General features: G+C 41.9%; 12 protein-coding genes and 1 tRNA gene. 4 read left to right on the forward strand and 9 right to left on the reverse strand.

Annotated elements, in window-relative coordinates:
* Positions 1 to 95: 95 nt before the first annotated feature.
* Positions 96 to 2,738, reverse strand: a complete 2,643-nt coding sequence (gene alaS / locus RM347_RS15690; RefSeq protein ID WP_322719417.1) for an alanine--tRNA ligase — start codon at positions 2,736 to 2,738, stop codon at positions 96 to 98.
* Between the two features lie 258 nt (positions 2,739 to 2,996).
* Here alaS and RM347_RS15695 point away from each other — a divergent pair, with 258 nt between their 5' ends.
* Positions 2,997 to 3,197 (forward strand): heavy-metal-associated domain-containing protein, encoded by a 201-nt coding sequence (locus RM347_RS15695; RefSeq protein ID WP_322719416.1) that lies wholly within the window; start codon positions 2,997 to 2,999, stop codon positions 3,195 to 3,197.
* A gap of 944 nt (positions 3,198 to 4,141) precedes the next feature.
* Positions 4,142 to 5,167: a GGDEF domain-containing protein gene (locus tag RM347_RS15700; RefSeq protein WP_322719415.1), complete on the forward strand. Its 1,026-nt coding sequence runs from the start codon at positions 4,142 to 4,144 to the stop codon at positions 5,165 to 5,167.
* Positions 5,168 to 5,323: 156 nt separating this feature from the next.
* On the opposite strand, the gene ylqF is transcribed toward RM347_RS15700, so the two are convergent.
* The 6 genes from ylqF to RM347_RS15730 form a co-directional block, all read right to left on the reverse strand.
* Positions 5,324 to 6,208, reverse strand: coding sequence for a ribosome biogenesis GTPase YlqF (ylqF, locus tag RM347_RS15705; protein WP_322719414.1), 885 nt, complete (start codon positions 6,206 to 6,208; stop codon positions 5,324 to 5,326).
* A gap of 59 nt (positions 6,209 to 6,267) precedes the next feature.
* Positions 6,268 to 6,657: a VOC family protein gene (locus RM347_RS15710; RefSeq protein WP_322719413.1), complete on the reverse strand. Its 390-nt coding sequence runs from the start codon at positions 6,655 to 6,657 to the stop codon at positions 6,268 to 6,270.
* 34 nt (positions 6,658 to 6,691) lie between these two features.
* Positions 6,692 to 8,110 (reverse strand): DUF3370 domain-containing protein, encoded by a 1,419-nt coding sequence (locus RM347_RS15715; RefSeq protein ID WP_322719412.1) that lies wholly within the window; start codon positions 8,108 to 8,110, stop codon positions 6,692 to 6,694.
* A 240-nt stretch (positions 8,111 to 8,350) separates the two neighbouring features.
* Entirely contained in the window at positions 8,351 to 8,929 is a 579-nt protein-coding gene (locus RM347_RS15720; RefSeq protein WP_322719411.1) for a Uma2 family endonuclease, read from the reverse strand.
* 320 nt (positions 8,930 to 9,249) lie between these two features.
* Positions 9,250 to 9,322, reverse strand: a tRNA-Arg gene (locus RM347_RS15725).
* Positions 9,323 to 9,366: 44 nt separating this feature from the next.
* The gene (locus tag RM347_RS15730) at positions 9,367 to 10,554 is read right to left on the reverse strand and encodes a murein hydrolase activator EnvC family protein (RefSeq protein WP_322719410.1); all 1,188 of its coding nucleotides are present in this window, start codon (positions 10,552 to 10,554) and stop codon (positions 9,367 to 9,369) included.
* Between the two features lie 159 nt (positions 10,555 to 10,713).
* Between RM347_RS15730 and RM347_RS15735 the strand changes: the two genes are divergently transcribed.
* Positions 10,714 to 11,001, forward strand: a complete 288-nt coding sequence (locus RM347_RS15735) for a hypothetical protein (RefSeq protein WP_322719409.1) — start codon at positions 10,714 to 10,716, stop codon at positions 10,999 to 11,001.
* A 115-nt stretch (positions 11,002 to 11,116) separates the two neighbouring features.
* Here RM347_RS15735 and trmFO read toward each other — a convergent pair whose 3' ends face one another.
* Complete coding sequence (trmFO, locus tag RM347_RS15740; RefSeq protein WP_322719408.1) at positions 11,117 to 12,433, reverse strand: FADH(2)-oxidizing methylenetetrahydrofolate--tRNA-(uracil(54)-C(5))-methyltransferase TrmFO; 1,317 nt, start codon at positions 12,431 to 12,433, stop codon at positions 11,117 to 11,119.
* A 77-nt stretch (positions 12,434 to 12,510) separates the two neighbouring features.
* Between trmFO and RM347_RS15745 the strand changes: the two genes are divergently transcribed.
* Positions 12,511 to 12,645: a hypothetical protein gene (locus RM347_RS15745; RefSeq protein ID WP_322719407.1), complete on the forward strand. Its 135-nt coding sequence runs from the start codon at positions 12,511 to 12,513 to the stop codon at positions 12,643 to 12,645.
* Between the two features lie 367 nt (positions 12,646 to 13,012).
* On the opposite strand, the gene RM347_RS15750 is transcribed toward RM347_RS15745, so the two are convergent.
* The gene (locus RM347_RS15750; RefSeq protein ID WP_322719406.1) at positions 13,013 to 14,932 is read right to left on the reverse strand and encodes a tetratricopeptide repeat protein; all 1,920 of its coding nucleotides are present in this window, start codon (positions 14,930 to 14,932) and stop codon (positions 13,013 to 13,015) included.
* Positions 14,933 to 15,239 lie beyond the last annotated feature (307 nt).

The following is a 15,239-nucleotide window of genomic DNA, read 5'->3' on the forward strand; positions in this document are numbered from 1 at the left end:
AAAAAACGTAAAATGTAGAGTGTGTTAGGGGAAGCCATAACGCACCAATTCGATCAGTGCGTTAGACTTTTCCCTCTGGTTGAACCAAAATATGGTTAAGCCAACGCGGACTTTAACTCACTTTCCGCTTGTCCCAACGCCTCTGGCAATTTACTCGGATCGCGTCCGCCGGCTTGGGCTAAGTTCGGTCTTCCACCGCCGCCACCACCGCAGATTTTAGCGATCGCACCTACAAATTTACCAGCTTGCAAACCTTTTTTGTTCACTTCAGAACTAAAAGCTGCAACTATACTAACTTTTCCTGCTTCAGGAACAGAACCCAGCACCACTGCACCGTTACCGATTTTTTGCAGTAAGCGTTCGGCTGCGGTTTTCAATGATTCTGGATCAACATCTTCTAATTGGGCGACAATAATTTTAGAATCGCCTACAGTTTCGGCTGTTTGCAGCAAGCTGTCAGATTTTGCGATCGCTAGCTGTACCTTCAAGGTTTCTAATTCTTTCTGACTGGTTCTAAGTTCGCTTTGCAGACTTGTGATTCTGTCTGGTAATTCTTCGGGTTTAACTTTAAAGCGATCGCTCAAATCTTTAACTACTTTATCTCGAAGGTTGAGATAATCCAGTATTGCTGGCCCCGAAACAGCTTCAATACGCCGTACCCCAGAAGCTACGCCAGCTTCTGAAATAATTTTAAATACGCCAATTTCAGCAGTATTGCTAACATGAGTCCCACCGCATAGTTCCATTGATACGCTAGGGAAGTCAATCACGCGCACTTCTTCACCATACTTTTCTCCGAACATGGCAACAGCACCTCTAGCTTTTGCCTCTGCTAAAGGTAATACTTCCACCTTTGCAGCATGGGCTTCAGCAATCCAAGTGTTCACCTGTTCTTCAATTTGTTGGACTTCTTCTGCTGTCAACGCACGGGGACAGTTGAAGTCAAAGCGTAACCTGTCAAAGGAAACGAGGGAACCTGCTTGAGATATGCCATCATCAACAATTTTCTTCAACGCCGCTTGCAACAAGTGGGTTGCAGTATGGTTAGCTTGGGCGCGACGCCGACAAGCCGGATCAATTTGGGCTGTAACATGATCGCCGACACGCAGAGTACCGCGTTCGATGCGTCCGAAGTGAACAAAGAAATCAGATTCTTTTTTAACATCTTCCACCCGAACTACGATACCATCACCAGAGATATAACCGCGATCGCCGATTTGTCCCCCAGATTCCGCATAAAATGGCGTTTTGTCAAGAACAATTTGTACCTCTGTCCCCGCTTCTGCTTCCTCTTGGGAAATACCATCTACCAAAATTGCTTCGACTTCCGCAGTCGCAGCAGGTTGGGTATAGCCTAAAAATTCAGTGGCGTGGATATGTTCTGCTAATTTGTCGAGGGAACCTTGCACAGTTAAGTCGATGGTTTCATGTGCTGCTTTGGCACGTTCCACCTGCTTTTGCATTTCGGCAATGAATCCCACTTCATTGACTGTCAGATTATTTTCTTCGGCAATTTCTTGAGTAAGTTCCAGGGGAAATCCGTAGGTGTCATAGAGGGTAAATGCGCTTTCACCGCTAATAGAGGTTTCCCCTCGCTGTTTCACATCTTGGATGATTTCTTCTAGCAGTTTTTCGCCTCTATCGAGAGTTCTGAGAAAATTCGACTCTTCCCGTTGCAGTTCAGCTTTAATTGCCGCTTCGCGTTGACGCACATTGGGGTAAGCTGATTCCGAAAGAGCGATCGCAGTTTCAGCAACTTGGGTAGTAAATTCGCCAGAAATTCCAATTAATCGCCCATGACGCACCACCCGCCGAATTAACCGCCGCAGCACATAACCCCGTCCCACGTTGGAGGCACGGATTTCATCAGCAATCATGTGGACAACAGAACGAACGTGATCGCCAATGACTTTTAGAGAGACTTTGGTTTTCTCATCGCTGCTGTGGTAATCAATGCCAGCAATTTGCGCTGCTGTTTGGATAATTGGGAAAATCAGGTCAGTTTCGTAGTTATTGGGCACTTTTTGGAGAATTTGCGCCATTCTCTCCAAACCCATGCCGGTGTCGATGTTCTTGTTTTGTAGCGGCGTTAAATTGCCTGAAGTATCCCGGTTATATTGCATAAACACGAGATTGTAAAACTCGATGAACCGGGAATCGTCTTCTAAATCTATATTTTCGTCACCGCGTTCTGGGTGGAAGTCGTAATATATTTCGGAACAAGGACCACAAGGGCCAGTCGGCCCAGATACCCAAAAGTTATCGTCTTCGCCCAAGCGTTTAATTCTTGCTATCGGCACACCGATTTGATCGCGCCAAATTCCAAAGGCTTCATCATCATCTTTAAAAACGCTGACGACGAGATTTTGCGGGGAAATGCCAAAGACTTGTGTGGAAATTTCCCAACCCCAAGCGATCGCTTGTTCTTTAAAATAATCACCAAAGCTGAAGTTACCCAGCATCTCAAAAAACGTGTGATGCCGTTTGGTGCGTCCAACATTTTCGATGTCGTTGGTGCGGATACACTTTTGGGAAGTCGTAGCCCGCTTAAATTCTGGTGTGCGCTGCCCTAAGAATATCGGCTTAAATGGTAGCATCCCCGCGATCGTCAGCAGCACGGTTGGATCTTCTGGCACGAGGGAGGCACTTGGGAGAATTTGGTGTTCCCGTTGGGCAAAGAAGTCGAGAAATATGTTGCGAATTTCGTTACCGCTTAGGTACTGGGGATTTGAAGACATGGGTGTTTCTAACTTTAGACTTTAAACTTGAGACTTGGGCGTAGCGGCACTAGGTAAGTGTATTTTCATAAATAGCTTTATATATTCTTGCATTTTGTTTCATATTACTGCCAGCAAATTGTGTCAGTGGGTGAGCACAATGCAGTGATTAGGACGCTTTTCCACCATAACCTGACTCTGGCAGGATGCGCGATCTTATTTCAATGCTTAACATTAATCCTTAAGAAATACTTTAAAATTCCCATACTGAGGTAACAAATGGCACTAAAACTGAAAGTATCAAATATTGCTTGTGAGGGATGTGCTGAAACAATTACTGAATCTATCCACGTTATGGAACCTGAGGCCAAGGTGGATATTGATATTAACGCTAAAACTGTCACGGTGGAATCCGCAGCTTCTGAGGAATCAATCAAACAGGTAATTGTTGCTGCTGGCTATGCTGTTGAAGGTTATTGAGCCGATTCTAGCTTTTCACAGAAGTATTAGATATTAATACTTCAGGCGACCCTAACAAAATTTTTTTATATTTTTCTGCCCTTTCTATCGGCGGAATCGAACTAATTTCCCCACATTAGGGGCAGGTTTTGACATCAAGTTTTTTTATTTAGCTTTGTTTTTTAAATTTATGATGTTGCAGCAAATAAAAGAAGATGCGAATTAAGGAAATAAACAAACACAGATAAAGCCTAGGCAGAGACATTCTCTTTCTCCTACTAATGCATCGTGCAACTTGGGTTTATACTTCACTTAAATTGTGAAATTCTTACCCAATAAATTTGACCTGTAATTGTAAGGTATGTTATTGCCAGAAAGCTACTATCCGTACTAGGAAGGAGCTTTACTGCCTATTTGATTTGCATTTTTTTGGCAATTCAATTCCTACCTTAATACTTAAGAAAAGCCTAGTTTCTAAAGAAAAAGGCTGAAGCGCTCTATGGGAAATAACATTTTGAACTCAATTAAATAATTTTGGCTTTTATAATTGAATTCAAAAGTTTTATATTTTCTTTATTTTTCTACTTCCGAATAAATTTAGCTGCTTGATATGAGGGTTATTGCAAACTATTTAGTTTGGTAATTACATCAGGAAAATAGCACTTAAGAAACTACATCAAGAGTTTTTATACATATAAATAATATTCAGTATTTTTACTGTTTTAAAAATAAAGTGTAAAGAAGACATTAGTTGTCATAAGTGGATATTTCAGAAAGTGTAGTAGTAAAGGTAAAGCCTTATAAGGAGATTATGCTTGGAAAATTAGTATAAATTTGGCGTTCAAAAAATTATATATCAATTAATTAAATCAGCCTAAAACATTATATTTAGTATTAGGCAACAAGTACAGCAAGTTACTCCAACTAATCTTCTTTAAAATTTAAATAGGATCAAAAATAAAGCAATGAATATTTCTATTCTGGTCTTTGGAAAGAATAACTTTATCGCCACACTTCCAGATCAGATCCGTTATGCGACTGCTTTTAGTCTAAAAGTTATAGACAATCTGAATCAGGCAGTGTCGCAGATTCAAATGACGCCCCCCGATATAATACTTGTGCAGGCTAGCCTGGATGGCAGTATGGAACTGTGTGCTTGGTTGAAAGACCAGACAAAACTATCATGGATCTACTGTATTCTTTTCGAGGATCGTTCCCAGCAGCTTACTGATAGAAATAAGTGTGGTTGGCACAGGGAATTAGAAATGAGTGCTGCGGCACTAAAGCAAGGAGCTGATGCTTATATTTGGCATATTATTGAAGAACAAACAGACCATAGCTTGGCTGAGTTGACTGCCAACCATGGACTAATACTTGCTCAATTGAGTGTTGGCTTGCGGAAAGCACAAAAATACCGAGATTTGATTCGGACAAATGATATGTTATCAGCGATCGCCTTAGCTGATTCGTTGACAGAATTAAACAATCGTCGTGCTTTAGAATGGGACTTACCCAGGCAAATTAAAAAAGCTAGAACTCAAAAAACTTCCTTGAGTTTGATTATTCTGGATGTAGATCATTTCAAGAAAGTTAACGATACTCACGGGCATTTAGTAGGCGATCGCATCTTGCAAGTGCTATGTCAGCGTCTACGAAACAATCTGCGCTGTCAAGACACAGCATTCCGCTATGGTGGCGAAGAATTTGTGATTCTTCTGGCTAACACTACCGATGACGATGCACTATCAGTGGCTCGTCGTCTCAATCGCGTAGTCAGCGACGAACCATTTGCACTTAACAATAAACTCACAATTAATATCACCATTAGCTTGGGTACAGCCTCTCTGCAATCTGAAGATGACGAGCAAGGAGAGAGTCTGCTGCATCGTGCCGATCAATGTCTGTTACAGGCTAAAACTGCTGGGCGTAATCGGGTTATTAAGGCGAACTACCCATCTCATGTCTCACATTTGAAAGCTGTTTCTTCTTAAAAGTGGGCATTGGGCATAAATTAGCTTTTGAAAGCAGTACTTATAAATAGAATTATAAACACGTTTAATTAATGTGAAATGCCTGTATGAAGTATCTTGTCTATCATGACCTTAAGACTCACCTGCTACTCAAAAATGGTTGAAAATGCTTACAACCTAATTAGGAGGTAATTCTAAACTAATTTCACCCAACAAACCCTTACGAAAATCTGTTAAAAGTTGCCTTGCAGATCGCTCTATATCACCTTTGTAACGATGCTCCGCTAAGGCGTGCAAATAGATATCCCCAGTGTCGAATGATATAGAATCGAGTTGGTAGCGGGACTCTAATGGTTTTTTTGGTAATAAATCTGTGGCTACAGCTTCCAAATAGTTTAATAAATCCACTAGGGCTGCTGCTACTAGTTGATTATCGTAAGATGCTTCACCGATATCATCACAAATCGCTAATTTCAATGCTGCCTCTTGATCTTCCATTCTTACAGGGATGACACCAGGAGCATCTAGCAATTCCAAATGTTCAGAAATTCGCACCCAGCGTAGTTGGCGAGTTACTCCCGGACGAGCTGCACTTTCCACAACTCGCCGTCCCAACAGGCGGTTAATCAAAGCTGATTTACCGACATTGGGAAAACCAATCACCACAGCCCGCACTGGACGGGGTAACATCCCGCGATCGCTTCTTCTTTGATTGAGTTCTACCCCAGCGGCTTGCGCTGCCCGCGCCACTTCTGCTATACCTTTACCATGTTGAGCGTTGGTAAAATAAGGGACTTCTCCCTGACGCTTAAACCAATCGATCCATAGCGATCGCATTTGTGGCGTAATCATATCTACTCGGTTCAGTATCAACACCCGTTTTTTACCCTCCACCCACTCCGCTATTTGGGGATGGTGAGTCGCTAAGGGAATCCGAGCATCTCGTACCTCAAACACCACATCTACACGCTTCAGCTGTTCTTTGAGCTTCTTTTCAGCTTTCGCAATGTGACCTGGATACCATTGAATCAGGTTTAATCTATAGTTTTGAGTTATAGCCATTTTTCTTTCGTCCTTTGTTATTTGTCCTTTGTCCTTTGCAAATGACCAATGACAAATGACTAATGACTCCCTCTAGCAGCTTGATGTAAAATCAGACGATTGCCATCAGGGTCATAGGCATAAATTTCTCTGCCGTGGGAAGCAATGGAAATATTTCCTGGCGGGGGATAGCCCAAAGCGGTTAGGTGAGCGATCGCATCTTCTAAGTTACTCACCTCTAAACACAAACTTATCTTACTTTTGGCATTATACATTGCTTCAAATTCAGATTCGTTTGTGTTCTTTGGTTTAAAAATGCCTAATCGCATACTAACCAAATTAAACTCAGCATAGACATTTGGAATCAAAAGAACTGGCTTTTGCTCCAAAAATCTAGTATAGAAATTCACTAACTCCTCACAATTAACCGATCCTATGGTGACAAATGCGTTAGTGTACTGGAAAGCCATATAAGCCTTAAGTTATTTGCTTTTTTTGAAACTCTCACTTTTCTAAAGTTCTTACACTCAGCACTTGCGGTGGTGTCGAATCTGGTGGATAAATCACATCTACCTGTACTATCCGCTTAGTCGAAGGTGGAAGTACAAGCTGCACCAATGGTTCTAACACCTGACCAGTTCTGTGCCATAGATGTACATAGCGCGTCTTTTGCTGACCTTGGTCATCAAAGTAGCGTAGCCGGACTGTACCACGGAAGAAAGGAAAATCTAGGGATGGTTTACGGAAACGCACACCACCTTGGGATAATTTATCTTCCTTCAATGGTGTTTCTAAAGTAACGGTCACGGTCTGGTTTTGGTCAGTATTGTTGCTTAAGGGTAAGGTGAGTTTATATTCCACTCCATAATTACCATGTGCTTCATAAGCCGTATCTGGATAACGTACCAGCATTTTGGCCGTTTGGATTTGTTGAGTGCCTAATCGACCACTGAGCAATGTGTCTAAAGCATAAGAAATAGCTTTGCCACGCTGGGGAATAGTCAGATTTTTGGTTTGGGGATTATCCACCAACTTTGCTTGCCACTGGGAACCACTAGACACACCAGCTACACGCCCATAAATTAGTGCGCCACTGGTAGCATTTAGAGGAGTAGGAGTTTTATCTCGTGGCCCGGCTAAGTTCCCGGTATTTAGTAAAGCTTGCCATTCTGCAAGAGTTGGTGGGCGTTCTGTATTATCAGAATTTTTCTTGGCAAACATTGCTAAACTTGCCGCATAAAGTTGATCGCTACTACGCAGCCGCATAAAGCTAGAACGTCCATTCACCGGCTTTTCTAGATTTCGTACAGGAATCGGATGATTTAGCAACATCCGGCTTTGTCCTGGCGGAATTATCAGCTTTGCGGGAAAATCAGCTTGTCGAACACCTCGGAGTATATCACTAACAGCGCGATCGCCTGGGCCTGAGTAAGCCTTACCATCATTATTTTCTATGTAAGGGGGTAAGGTGACAAAGGGCGCATCCTGCATTAAATAACTTGCCGCTTGCAATACATCTACTGTTACAGGTTTTTTACCAGGATTCTGCACAATTACGCCCAAATATAGCGTTTGTAAATCCTTGGGAGTGTGGCTGTAGTGATGAGCGAATAAGTCAAAGCGTCCCTGAAAGGGAAAATTGAGATGCGCTGCTGGAACTTTTTTCCCGTTTGGAGGAAAGGTAGAAAGTAAAATACCCTCAGTTTTAACCCATTCTGGGCTATTGCTGTTAAAAACGGGTATTTTATCCAACTTGCCTGGTAGAGATCGAACTTCTCCTGGTTGGACAATTTCTTGGGGTGCTGGCTTCGGTGAAGTTTGAGCGATCGCAGAATTATCTTTATGAGTTGTGCATCCAAAGGTTTGAGTTATGGCAAATCCTAATAGAAGTGTGAATATAGGTGATGGGAATTTAGCTAGCATAAATTTGAGCGTCAAGAAAGCTGTGGTGTCAAAGATAAGAAGTTATTACTACAAGTTCCTTGAAGGCGATTTCTGAGAATGCGTAGGCATAGCCCGCCGCAGGCATCGCTATTAAATTTTAAATATATTTCCAGTAGCCCACATCAGCAGGGCTTTTGATGTTTAAAGGGAGTGTCGATGTTTTAAGCAAATTTGAGAACGTTCAGTGATTGTAGAAATAAAATCAAGATAATCAGTCATCTATGCAAAAATCTGCTGTAAATTTAAAACAAAACCAGGGAGAACATCTTCACCCGATAAACTTGTGGGAGATTGTAAAACTTCCGGTGCAAGATTTGGGCGATAAATGATTACTTGTTTATCTTTAGGATTAATTAACCAACCCAGTTGTAAGCCATTTGCTAAGTATTCCTCCATTTTGGCTTTAGTATCTTCCACATCATCAGTTTCAGAAACTAATTCCACTGCAAAATCAGGACACAAAGGGAGAAATTTCTTTCTTTGTTCTGGGGTAAGAGCGTCCCATCTTTCTATCCTTACCCAAGAAGCATCAGGTGAACGAGTTGCACCATTTGGCAGTTTAAATCCAGTAGAAGAATCAAAAGCTTTTCCCAAATTATTTTGATTGTTCCAAAACCATATCTGACCTAATAAATCAAAATTACGGTTTCCCGTTTCTCCCCCAGTTGGTGACATGATAATTAATTCTCCTTCAGCGGTTAACTCTAGTCGTAATTCTTTATTCACGGCTACAATTTGTGCAAATTCCTCATCAGTAAATTGCAGATTAGGAGGTAATTGTAAGGTTAAAGCAGTCATAATTAATTGCGCTCCACAAAAATCCTAGTTGCATCAAACCCATGTGCTGCTAATAGGGAAGATTTAGCCTCTACCTCTACTTTAGGAATTCCCCTCAACAAATGCGCCGTTGTTTTATTTTTTAAAGAAGTTTGGGGTAGGCATAGGGGTGAGAGACTGAATGAGAAAACAAAATGTATAGTGTTATATCACTCACCACAAACGTACACTAATTTTTGTATTCCAGACTATCCGTTGGCATTCTGTCTCATAGGTTAAACTTGGTTTATCCCATGAGAGAAAATGACCTCTCAATTTTGTGCTTAGTCTTGTAAAGGTAACGAGCGCGGAGGGATTTGAACCCCCGACCCACAGAACCGGAATCTGTTGCTCTATCCACTGAGCTACGCGCCCTTAATCTTCAACATTATAGCACGTCTGTGATAAAATTCGCAGCCTTAAAGATAATTAGCTGGGTCTACGGGTGTACCATTCCGGCGGACTTCAAAGTGGAGGTGGGGGCCAGTTGAGAAACCTGTGGAACCGACAGCAGCGATCGCTTGTCCGCGTTCAACTGCTTGTCCCTCAGAAACATACAACTCGCTGGTATGACCGTAGAGTGTAGTCATGCCATTACCGTGATCGATAATTACCGCTCTGCCATAACCACCATACCACCCAGCAAAAATTACTCTTCCCGAATCGGCGGCCCGAATTTTACTGCCATAGCTGGCGGCAAAATCCAATCCGGCATGAAAGCGACGATAGCCAAGAATAGGGTGAATCCGCCAGCCGAAGGGACTGCTAGTAGAAGCATCGCTAGGATATGCCATTACACCAGTTCCCCGAATGATGATACTTGTCCGGCTGTTGGTTTTTGCTTGGGCTTCTGCTACCTTTTGTTGAATCAAGATTTCCAGATTTTTGGATTCTCTCTCTAGCTGATTTTGTGCGGCTTCTAAGGCTAGGCGATCGCTATTGAGGCGTTGAATCAATTCTGTTTGTGACTGCGCCTGAGTTTGATAATCGGATTTTTGTGCCAGCAGTTGCTCACGAATTAAAGCAATTTCGTTTTTTTGCTGTTCTACGTCTGTTTTTTGTTGATTTATCAGGTTTGCTTGGGCGTTGAGTTTTGCCAAAATTTGTTGGTCTGCCTGAAACACTAACTTCAACTGATGACGACGGCTGATAAAGTCGCTAATATTTTGGCTTTGCAGCAAAACTGCCCATCCAACAGATGCAGGCGATCGCTGGAGATAACGCAATCGTGCTACTGTTGCTATTTGACGCTCCTGATATGAACGTTCCGCCACAGCTAAATCAGTTTCCAACTGCTGGAGGCGTTGGGTAGCGAGTTGTAATCGTGATTCGCTCTCTTGAAGATAGCTATCTGTAGTTTGCAGATTTTGCTTTAAACCAGTGAGGTGTTTTTGGGCCTCTTGTTGGAGATTTGTTAAGCGATCACGCTCGTTAACCACACCCTGATGCTGCTGGTTCATTTGCTGCTGCTGTTGTCGCAGAGTATCAATAGACCCTATAGACGTTGCGTAGGCTGGAATTAATGCCAAACAAGCCCACAAAATGCAGCAAAATGCAATAGATAAACAGCAATAAATCTGCTTTTTTCCTAGAAATCGCCCTCTCATAGTGCGAGCCTAACTAAAACGATGCTTTCAAACACTATGAGGATTATTCCCAAAATCTGATTCACCCACTCCAACACATTATTAAATTGGTCTGCCAAGTTGTAACACAAGGATTCCAACTGTGTCAGCATTGAGCAGGTATATCAGCGGGTGAGGTGTATGAATGCACGTATAGCAATTCTCTTAATTACCTTGGTTTTTCCGGGTTTGGCGGTGGTGGGAGTATCGTTGTATTGGTTTAATCTCGATTATGCAGCACTAATCAAAGCTGAAAAGTATGTGGAAAACCTGGTAGAGTCCCCAAAAGTAAATGATAGACAGTTACAGTATGCTTATCATCGCACCTACATTCATCGCATCAATGTATTTGCCAATGGTACCTGGGGATTACTGGGAGGTGTAATTACAGCGCTAGGTATACATGGATTAGTCACTATTAAAGAATAGATGGGGGACAAGGGAACAAGAGGTGAGAACTTGCAACAAGTCTTTCTCCTTGTCCCCAATTCTCCTTGTCCCCTTGTCCTCTTCCCAATCCCCAATCCCCAATCCCCAATCCCCATTAATTATGATTAGCTTTCCAGTTTGCCAAATCAGTTAAAGAGCGATCGCGGTAACGTCCATAACGCTCTGGTTTACTTTTGATTTTCATTCCTAAATCGGGAAAAATCCCAAAGTTGGGCGGCATTGGTTGGAAATGCTTCGGCGAAGCAGAACTAATAAATTCCAATAACGCACCCATCATTGTTGTTGGTGGTAAAACCAAAGCTTCTTTACCCAAAGCCAACCGCGCTGCATTAATTCCCGCCAAGCAACCACCCGCAGCTGCTGCGGTATAACCTTCTGTACCAATCAATTGTCCAGCGGCTAACAATGTCGGACGTTGCTTAAATTGCAAAGTAGGATGCATTAATTGGGGAGCATTAATAAAAGTATTGCGGTGCATTACTCCCAGCCTGACAAACTCTGCTTTTTCCAAACTTGGAATTAATTGAAAGATTCGCTTTTGCTCACCCCAACGCAGATTAGTTTGAAATCCTACCATGTTCCACAGTTGACCAGCTTTATCTTCTTGTCGCAACTGCACTACAGCATAAGGACGTTCCCCTGTGCGAGTATCTGACAATCCCACTGGCTTTAGGGGGCCATAACGCATGGTATCTTCTCCCCGCTGTGCTAGTTCTTCAATGGGTAGACAGGCTTCAAAAAATTTCGCTGTTTCCCGTTCAAAACCTTTGAGTTCTGTTTGTTCAGCTTTACAAAGTTCTTCTCGAAACTGCAAGTACTGCTCTTTATTCATTGGGCAGTTGAGATAAGCGGCTTCACCTTTGTCATAACGTGATGCCATAAAAGCAATGTCACGATTAATCGATTCTCCCACGATAATCGGACTAGCCGCATCAAAAAAGCTCAGGTATTCCATCCCCGTAAAGCGCAGCAAATCTTCTGCTAAGTCGGGGCTGGTTAAAGGCCCGGTTGCCAAAACCACAATCCCTTCAGGAATCGCAGACACTTCACTCCGACGGAATTCAACTAAAGGATGACTCGCTAAAGTTTCAGTTAAATCTTGGCCAAATTGTCCCCTGTCTACAGCTAGCGCCCCACCAGCAGGAACGGCGTGTTCATCAGCTTTAGAAATGACGATAGAACCTAGTTGGCGTAACTCTTCGTGCAATAATCCCGCCGCGCGATCGCTTGCCATTGCTCCAAAGGAATTACTACACACTAATTCTGCCAAATGTTCTGTATGATGAGCAGGACTAAATCGCTTTGGACGCATTTCATGCAGAATTACTGGCACTCCAGCTTGGGCTATTTGCCACGCTGCTTCTGTCCCAGCTAGTCCACCTCCAATTACTTGTATCGGTTGTGTTTCCATAGTTAAATTTTTAATTCCCATATCATAAGTATCCATCAGCATCACAGAAGTAAAATTAAATAAAAAGAGGTAAACTCATGACTACTTCTGTAAATACAACCAAAGTTTACGACGAAATTGTTGAGTTCATTGCTACTGGAACTACTCCCCAAAGTGTAATTAATTTTCAATTTTCCAATGCAGCGAAAGAGCGCTTAGAGGATCTAGTTTAGCGCGCAACAAATGAAGGTCTTCCAAAAAGCGACCAACGAGAGTTAGATTATTTCCTCACGTTAGAGCATATTATGACATTAGCAAAAGCGAAAGCTCGTAAATGCATCAACCCTAAGTGAGTATTCAAAGTGCCTCGTCCATTAGAGCGTTTTACAGATAGCCAGCGTCATTACGAATTCGCAAGAGAAGATTCAATAAACTTAACAACGCGCTTAAGGGTTAGCAGAAAAATTGCGTAGACGCGTAGCAGCTTGTCGTTAAACATCGCTTGGCATAGATCCAGATAGTCTTGACTAACCCTAATTACTATAATTTTTCTCTTTTGCAAATAATATTGCTGACTTTTTGAACCAGTCGGTAATCTGGTTATTTCTCAAGTTGTTTAATGCGTTTTAGAGCATATTCATAGTCATTTTCTTTTCCTTCTTGTTTATACAAATCGGCAGATTTACGAAAATCTTCAATTGCTGCTTGCTTATCTCCTAAAGTAGAACGAGCTAAACCCCGGTTGTAGTAAGCATTTGCATAGTTAGGATTAATTTTAATGGCTTGGTTATAATCTTCAATTGCTGCTTGCTTATCTCTTAATTCATAGCGAATTACACCCCGGTTGTAATAAGCTAGTGCATAGTCGGGATTAATTCTAATGGCTTGGTTGTAATCTTCAATTGCTGCTTGTTTATCTCCTAATTCATCCTGAGCTACACCCCGGTTGTAGTAAGCTAGTGCATAGTCGGGATTAATTTGAATGGCTTGGTTGTAATCTTGAATTGCTGCTTGTTTATCTCCTAAAGCAGAGCGAATTACACCCCGGTTAATGTAAACATTTGCATAGTTAGGATTAATTTTGATGGCTTGGCTGTAATCTTCAATTGCTGCTTGCTTATTTCCTAATTCATCCTGAGCTACACCCCGGTTGTAGTAAGCTAGTGCATAGTTAGGATTAATTTTGATGGCTTGGTTATAATCTTCAATTGCTGCTTGCCTATCTCCTGAATTCGAGCGAGTTACACCTCGGTTGTAGTAAGCTAGTGCATAGTTAGGATTAATTTTGATGGCTTGGTTGTAATCTTCAATTGCTACTTGCTTGTCTCCTAAATCATCGTGAGCTAAACCCCGGTTTATGTAAGCATCTACATAGTTGGGATTAATTTGAATGGCTTGAGTGTAGTCTTCTATTGCACCGCGAAAATCTTTGTTGTTGTATTTTTCTATTCCTTCTTTATAGTAAATATCAGCACTTTTCTGTTCTATTCTTCCTGGATTTGTCAGTCCTAGCAAATAAACAGTACCACCACCTATCAATACAATTAATGGAATGACAATAAGATATATAGGAATAGAATTTTTTTGGCGGGGTGGTGGAGTAACTGCATGTGTAACAGGCTGAGTTACTGGTATTGGCTCTGAATTTAACGTTTTTAAAACTTCCGCCACCGACTGATAACGCTGCTGGTATTCTTCTTGCAACAACTTATCCAGCATTCGCCCTAATTCTTGACTGACTGGTTGCTGCAAATATTGTCGCCAACTAGTGACCCAACCATAACCTTGTCGTTGCCAAAGTTCCCAAGGGTGAATTCCACTCAACATGTGAAAGCAAGTTGCACCGATACTATATAAATCACTCGCTGGGTAAGCTTGACCTCCCTGCATTTGTTCTAGTGGGGCATAACCAAAAGAACCAATGGTGGTTCCTACTTGCGTCATCACCGTTGCTGTCAATTGTTTGGATGCACCAAAGTCAATTAGTACGAATTTCCCATCACCTCGACGAATGATATTCTCTGGCTTGATGTCGCGGTGAATGACTTTCTGTTGATGAACTGTTTTGAGAATATCTAACAAATCCAGCAATAATTCTCTGACTTTTTGCTCGTTGAAAATTCCCTGCTGTTGTAATTCCACCAATAAATTCTGCCCTTCGATAAACTCCTGCACTAAATACAGGCGATTATCTTGTTCAAAATACGCCAACAGTGTCGGAATTTGGGGATGGTTTCCTAAGTGTTGCAGTTGCTTTGCTTCTTGCTGAAATAGTTCTGTGGCTTTGTTTAGTGCGCTTGTTCCCTGGACTTGCGGTGCAAATTGCTTGATTACACAATGCTCATTTAGTTTGTCTATATCTTCTGCCAAATAAGTTTTACCAAATCCGCCACCACCCAATGTTTTAATTGGGCGATAGCGGTTTCTCAGCACCACCAATCCTGTGCCGCAGTTGGAGCAAAACATTGTGCGATCGGGATTAGGCGGATTGTGGCAAACTGGATTAAGGCAGCAGAGCATAACTGTGCTTTTATTGGCAAATATAATTATTATCGCCTAGCTACAGGCTATTACTCAGAGAAATCGCAAAATAGTATATAAATTGACTTATTCGCAGCAAGCAGGTTTGCAAACAGTCAGCATCTAGGGTTTATATTATTTATGTCACAGATGAGGGACAGTTTTAAAAGGAATTTTGGGTAATTAGACTTAGTAGATACAAAGGACTTCCATTAATTGTAGCGACCTGCAATACTAGGGCGTGTTTTCAAACCTCGCTGTCTTCTAAAAAATAGGCAAGTGGATCTATCTTATTGCGACTTATTTT

The organism is Nostoc sp. ChiQUE02 (assembly GCF_034531305.2).
Lineage (GTDB): Bacteria > Cyanobacteriota > Cyanobacteriia > Cyanobacteriales > Nostocaceae > Nostoc.

What these genes read in the sequence shown, in the direction of transcription:
- alaS (WP_322719417.1), bottom strand. Translation starts at nt 2,738, where the DNA reads ATGTCTTCAAATCCCCAGTACCTAAGCGGTAACGAAATTCGCAACATA.
- RM347_RS15695 (WP_322719416.1), top strand. Translation starts at nt 2,997, where the DNA reads ATGGCACTAAAACTGAAAGTATCAAATATTGCTTGTGAGGGATGTGCT.
- RM347_RS15700 (WP_322719415.1), top strand. Translation starts at nt 4,142, where the DNA reads ATGAATATTTCTATTCTGGTCTTTGGAAAGAATAACTTTATCGCCACA.
- ylqF (WP_322719414.1), bottom strand. Translation starts at nt 6,208, where the DNA reads ATGGCTATAACTCAAAACTATAGATTAAACCTGATTCAATGGTATCCA.
- RM347_RS15710 (WP_322719413.1), bottom strand. Translation starts at nt 6,657, where the DNA reads ATGGCTTTCCAGTACACTAACGCATTTGTCACCATAGGATCGGTTAAT.
- RM347_RS15715 (WP_322719412.1), bottom strand. Translation starts at nt 8,110, where the DNA reads ATGCTAGCTAAATTCCCATCACCTATATTCACACTTCTATTAGGATTT.
- RM347_RS15720 (WP_322719411.1), bottom strand. Translation starts at nt 8,929, where the DNA reads ATGACTGCTTTAACCTTACAATTACCTCCTAATCTGCAATTTACTGAT.
- RM347_RS15730 (WP_322719410.1), bottom strand. Translation starts at nt 10,554, where the DNA reads ATGAGAGGGCGATTTCTAGGAAAAAAGCAGATTTATTGCTGTTTATCT.
- RM347_RS15735 (WP_322719409.1), top strand. Translation starts at nt 10,714, where the DNA reads ATGAATGCACGTATAGCAATTCTCTTAATTACCTTGGTTTTTCCGGGT.
- trmFO (WP_322719408.1), bottom strand. Translation starts at nt 12,433, where the DNA reads ATGGAAACACAACCGATACAAGTAATTGGAGGTGGACTAGCTGGGACA.
- RM347_RS15745 (WP_322719407.1), top strand. Translation starts at nt 12,511, where the DNA reads ATGACTACTTCTGTAAATACAACCAAAGTTTACGACGAAATTGTTGAG.
- RM347_RS15750 (WP_322719406.1), bottom strand. Translation starts at nt 14,932, where the DNA reads ATGCTCTGCTGCCTTAATCCAGTTTGCCACAATCCGCCTAATCCCGAT.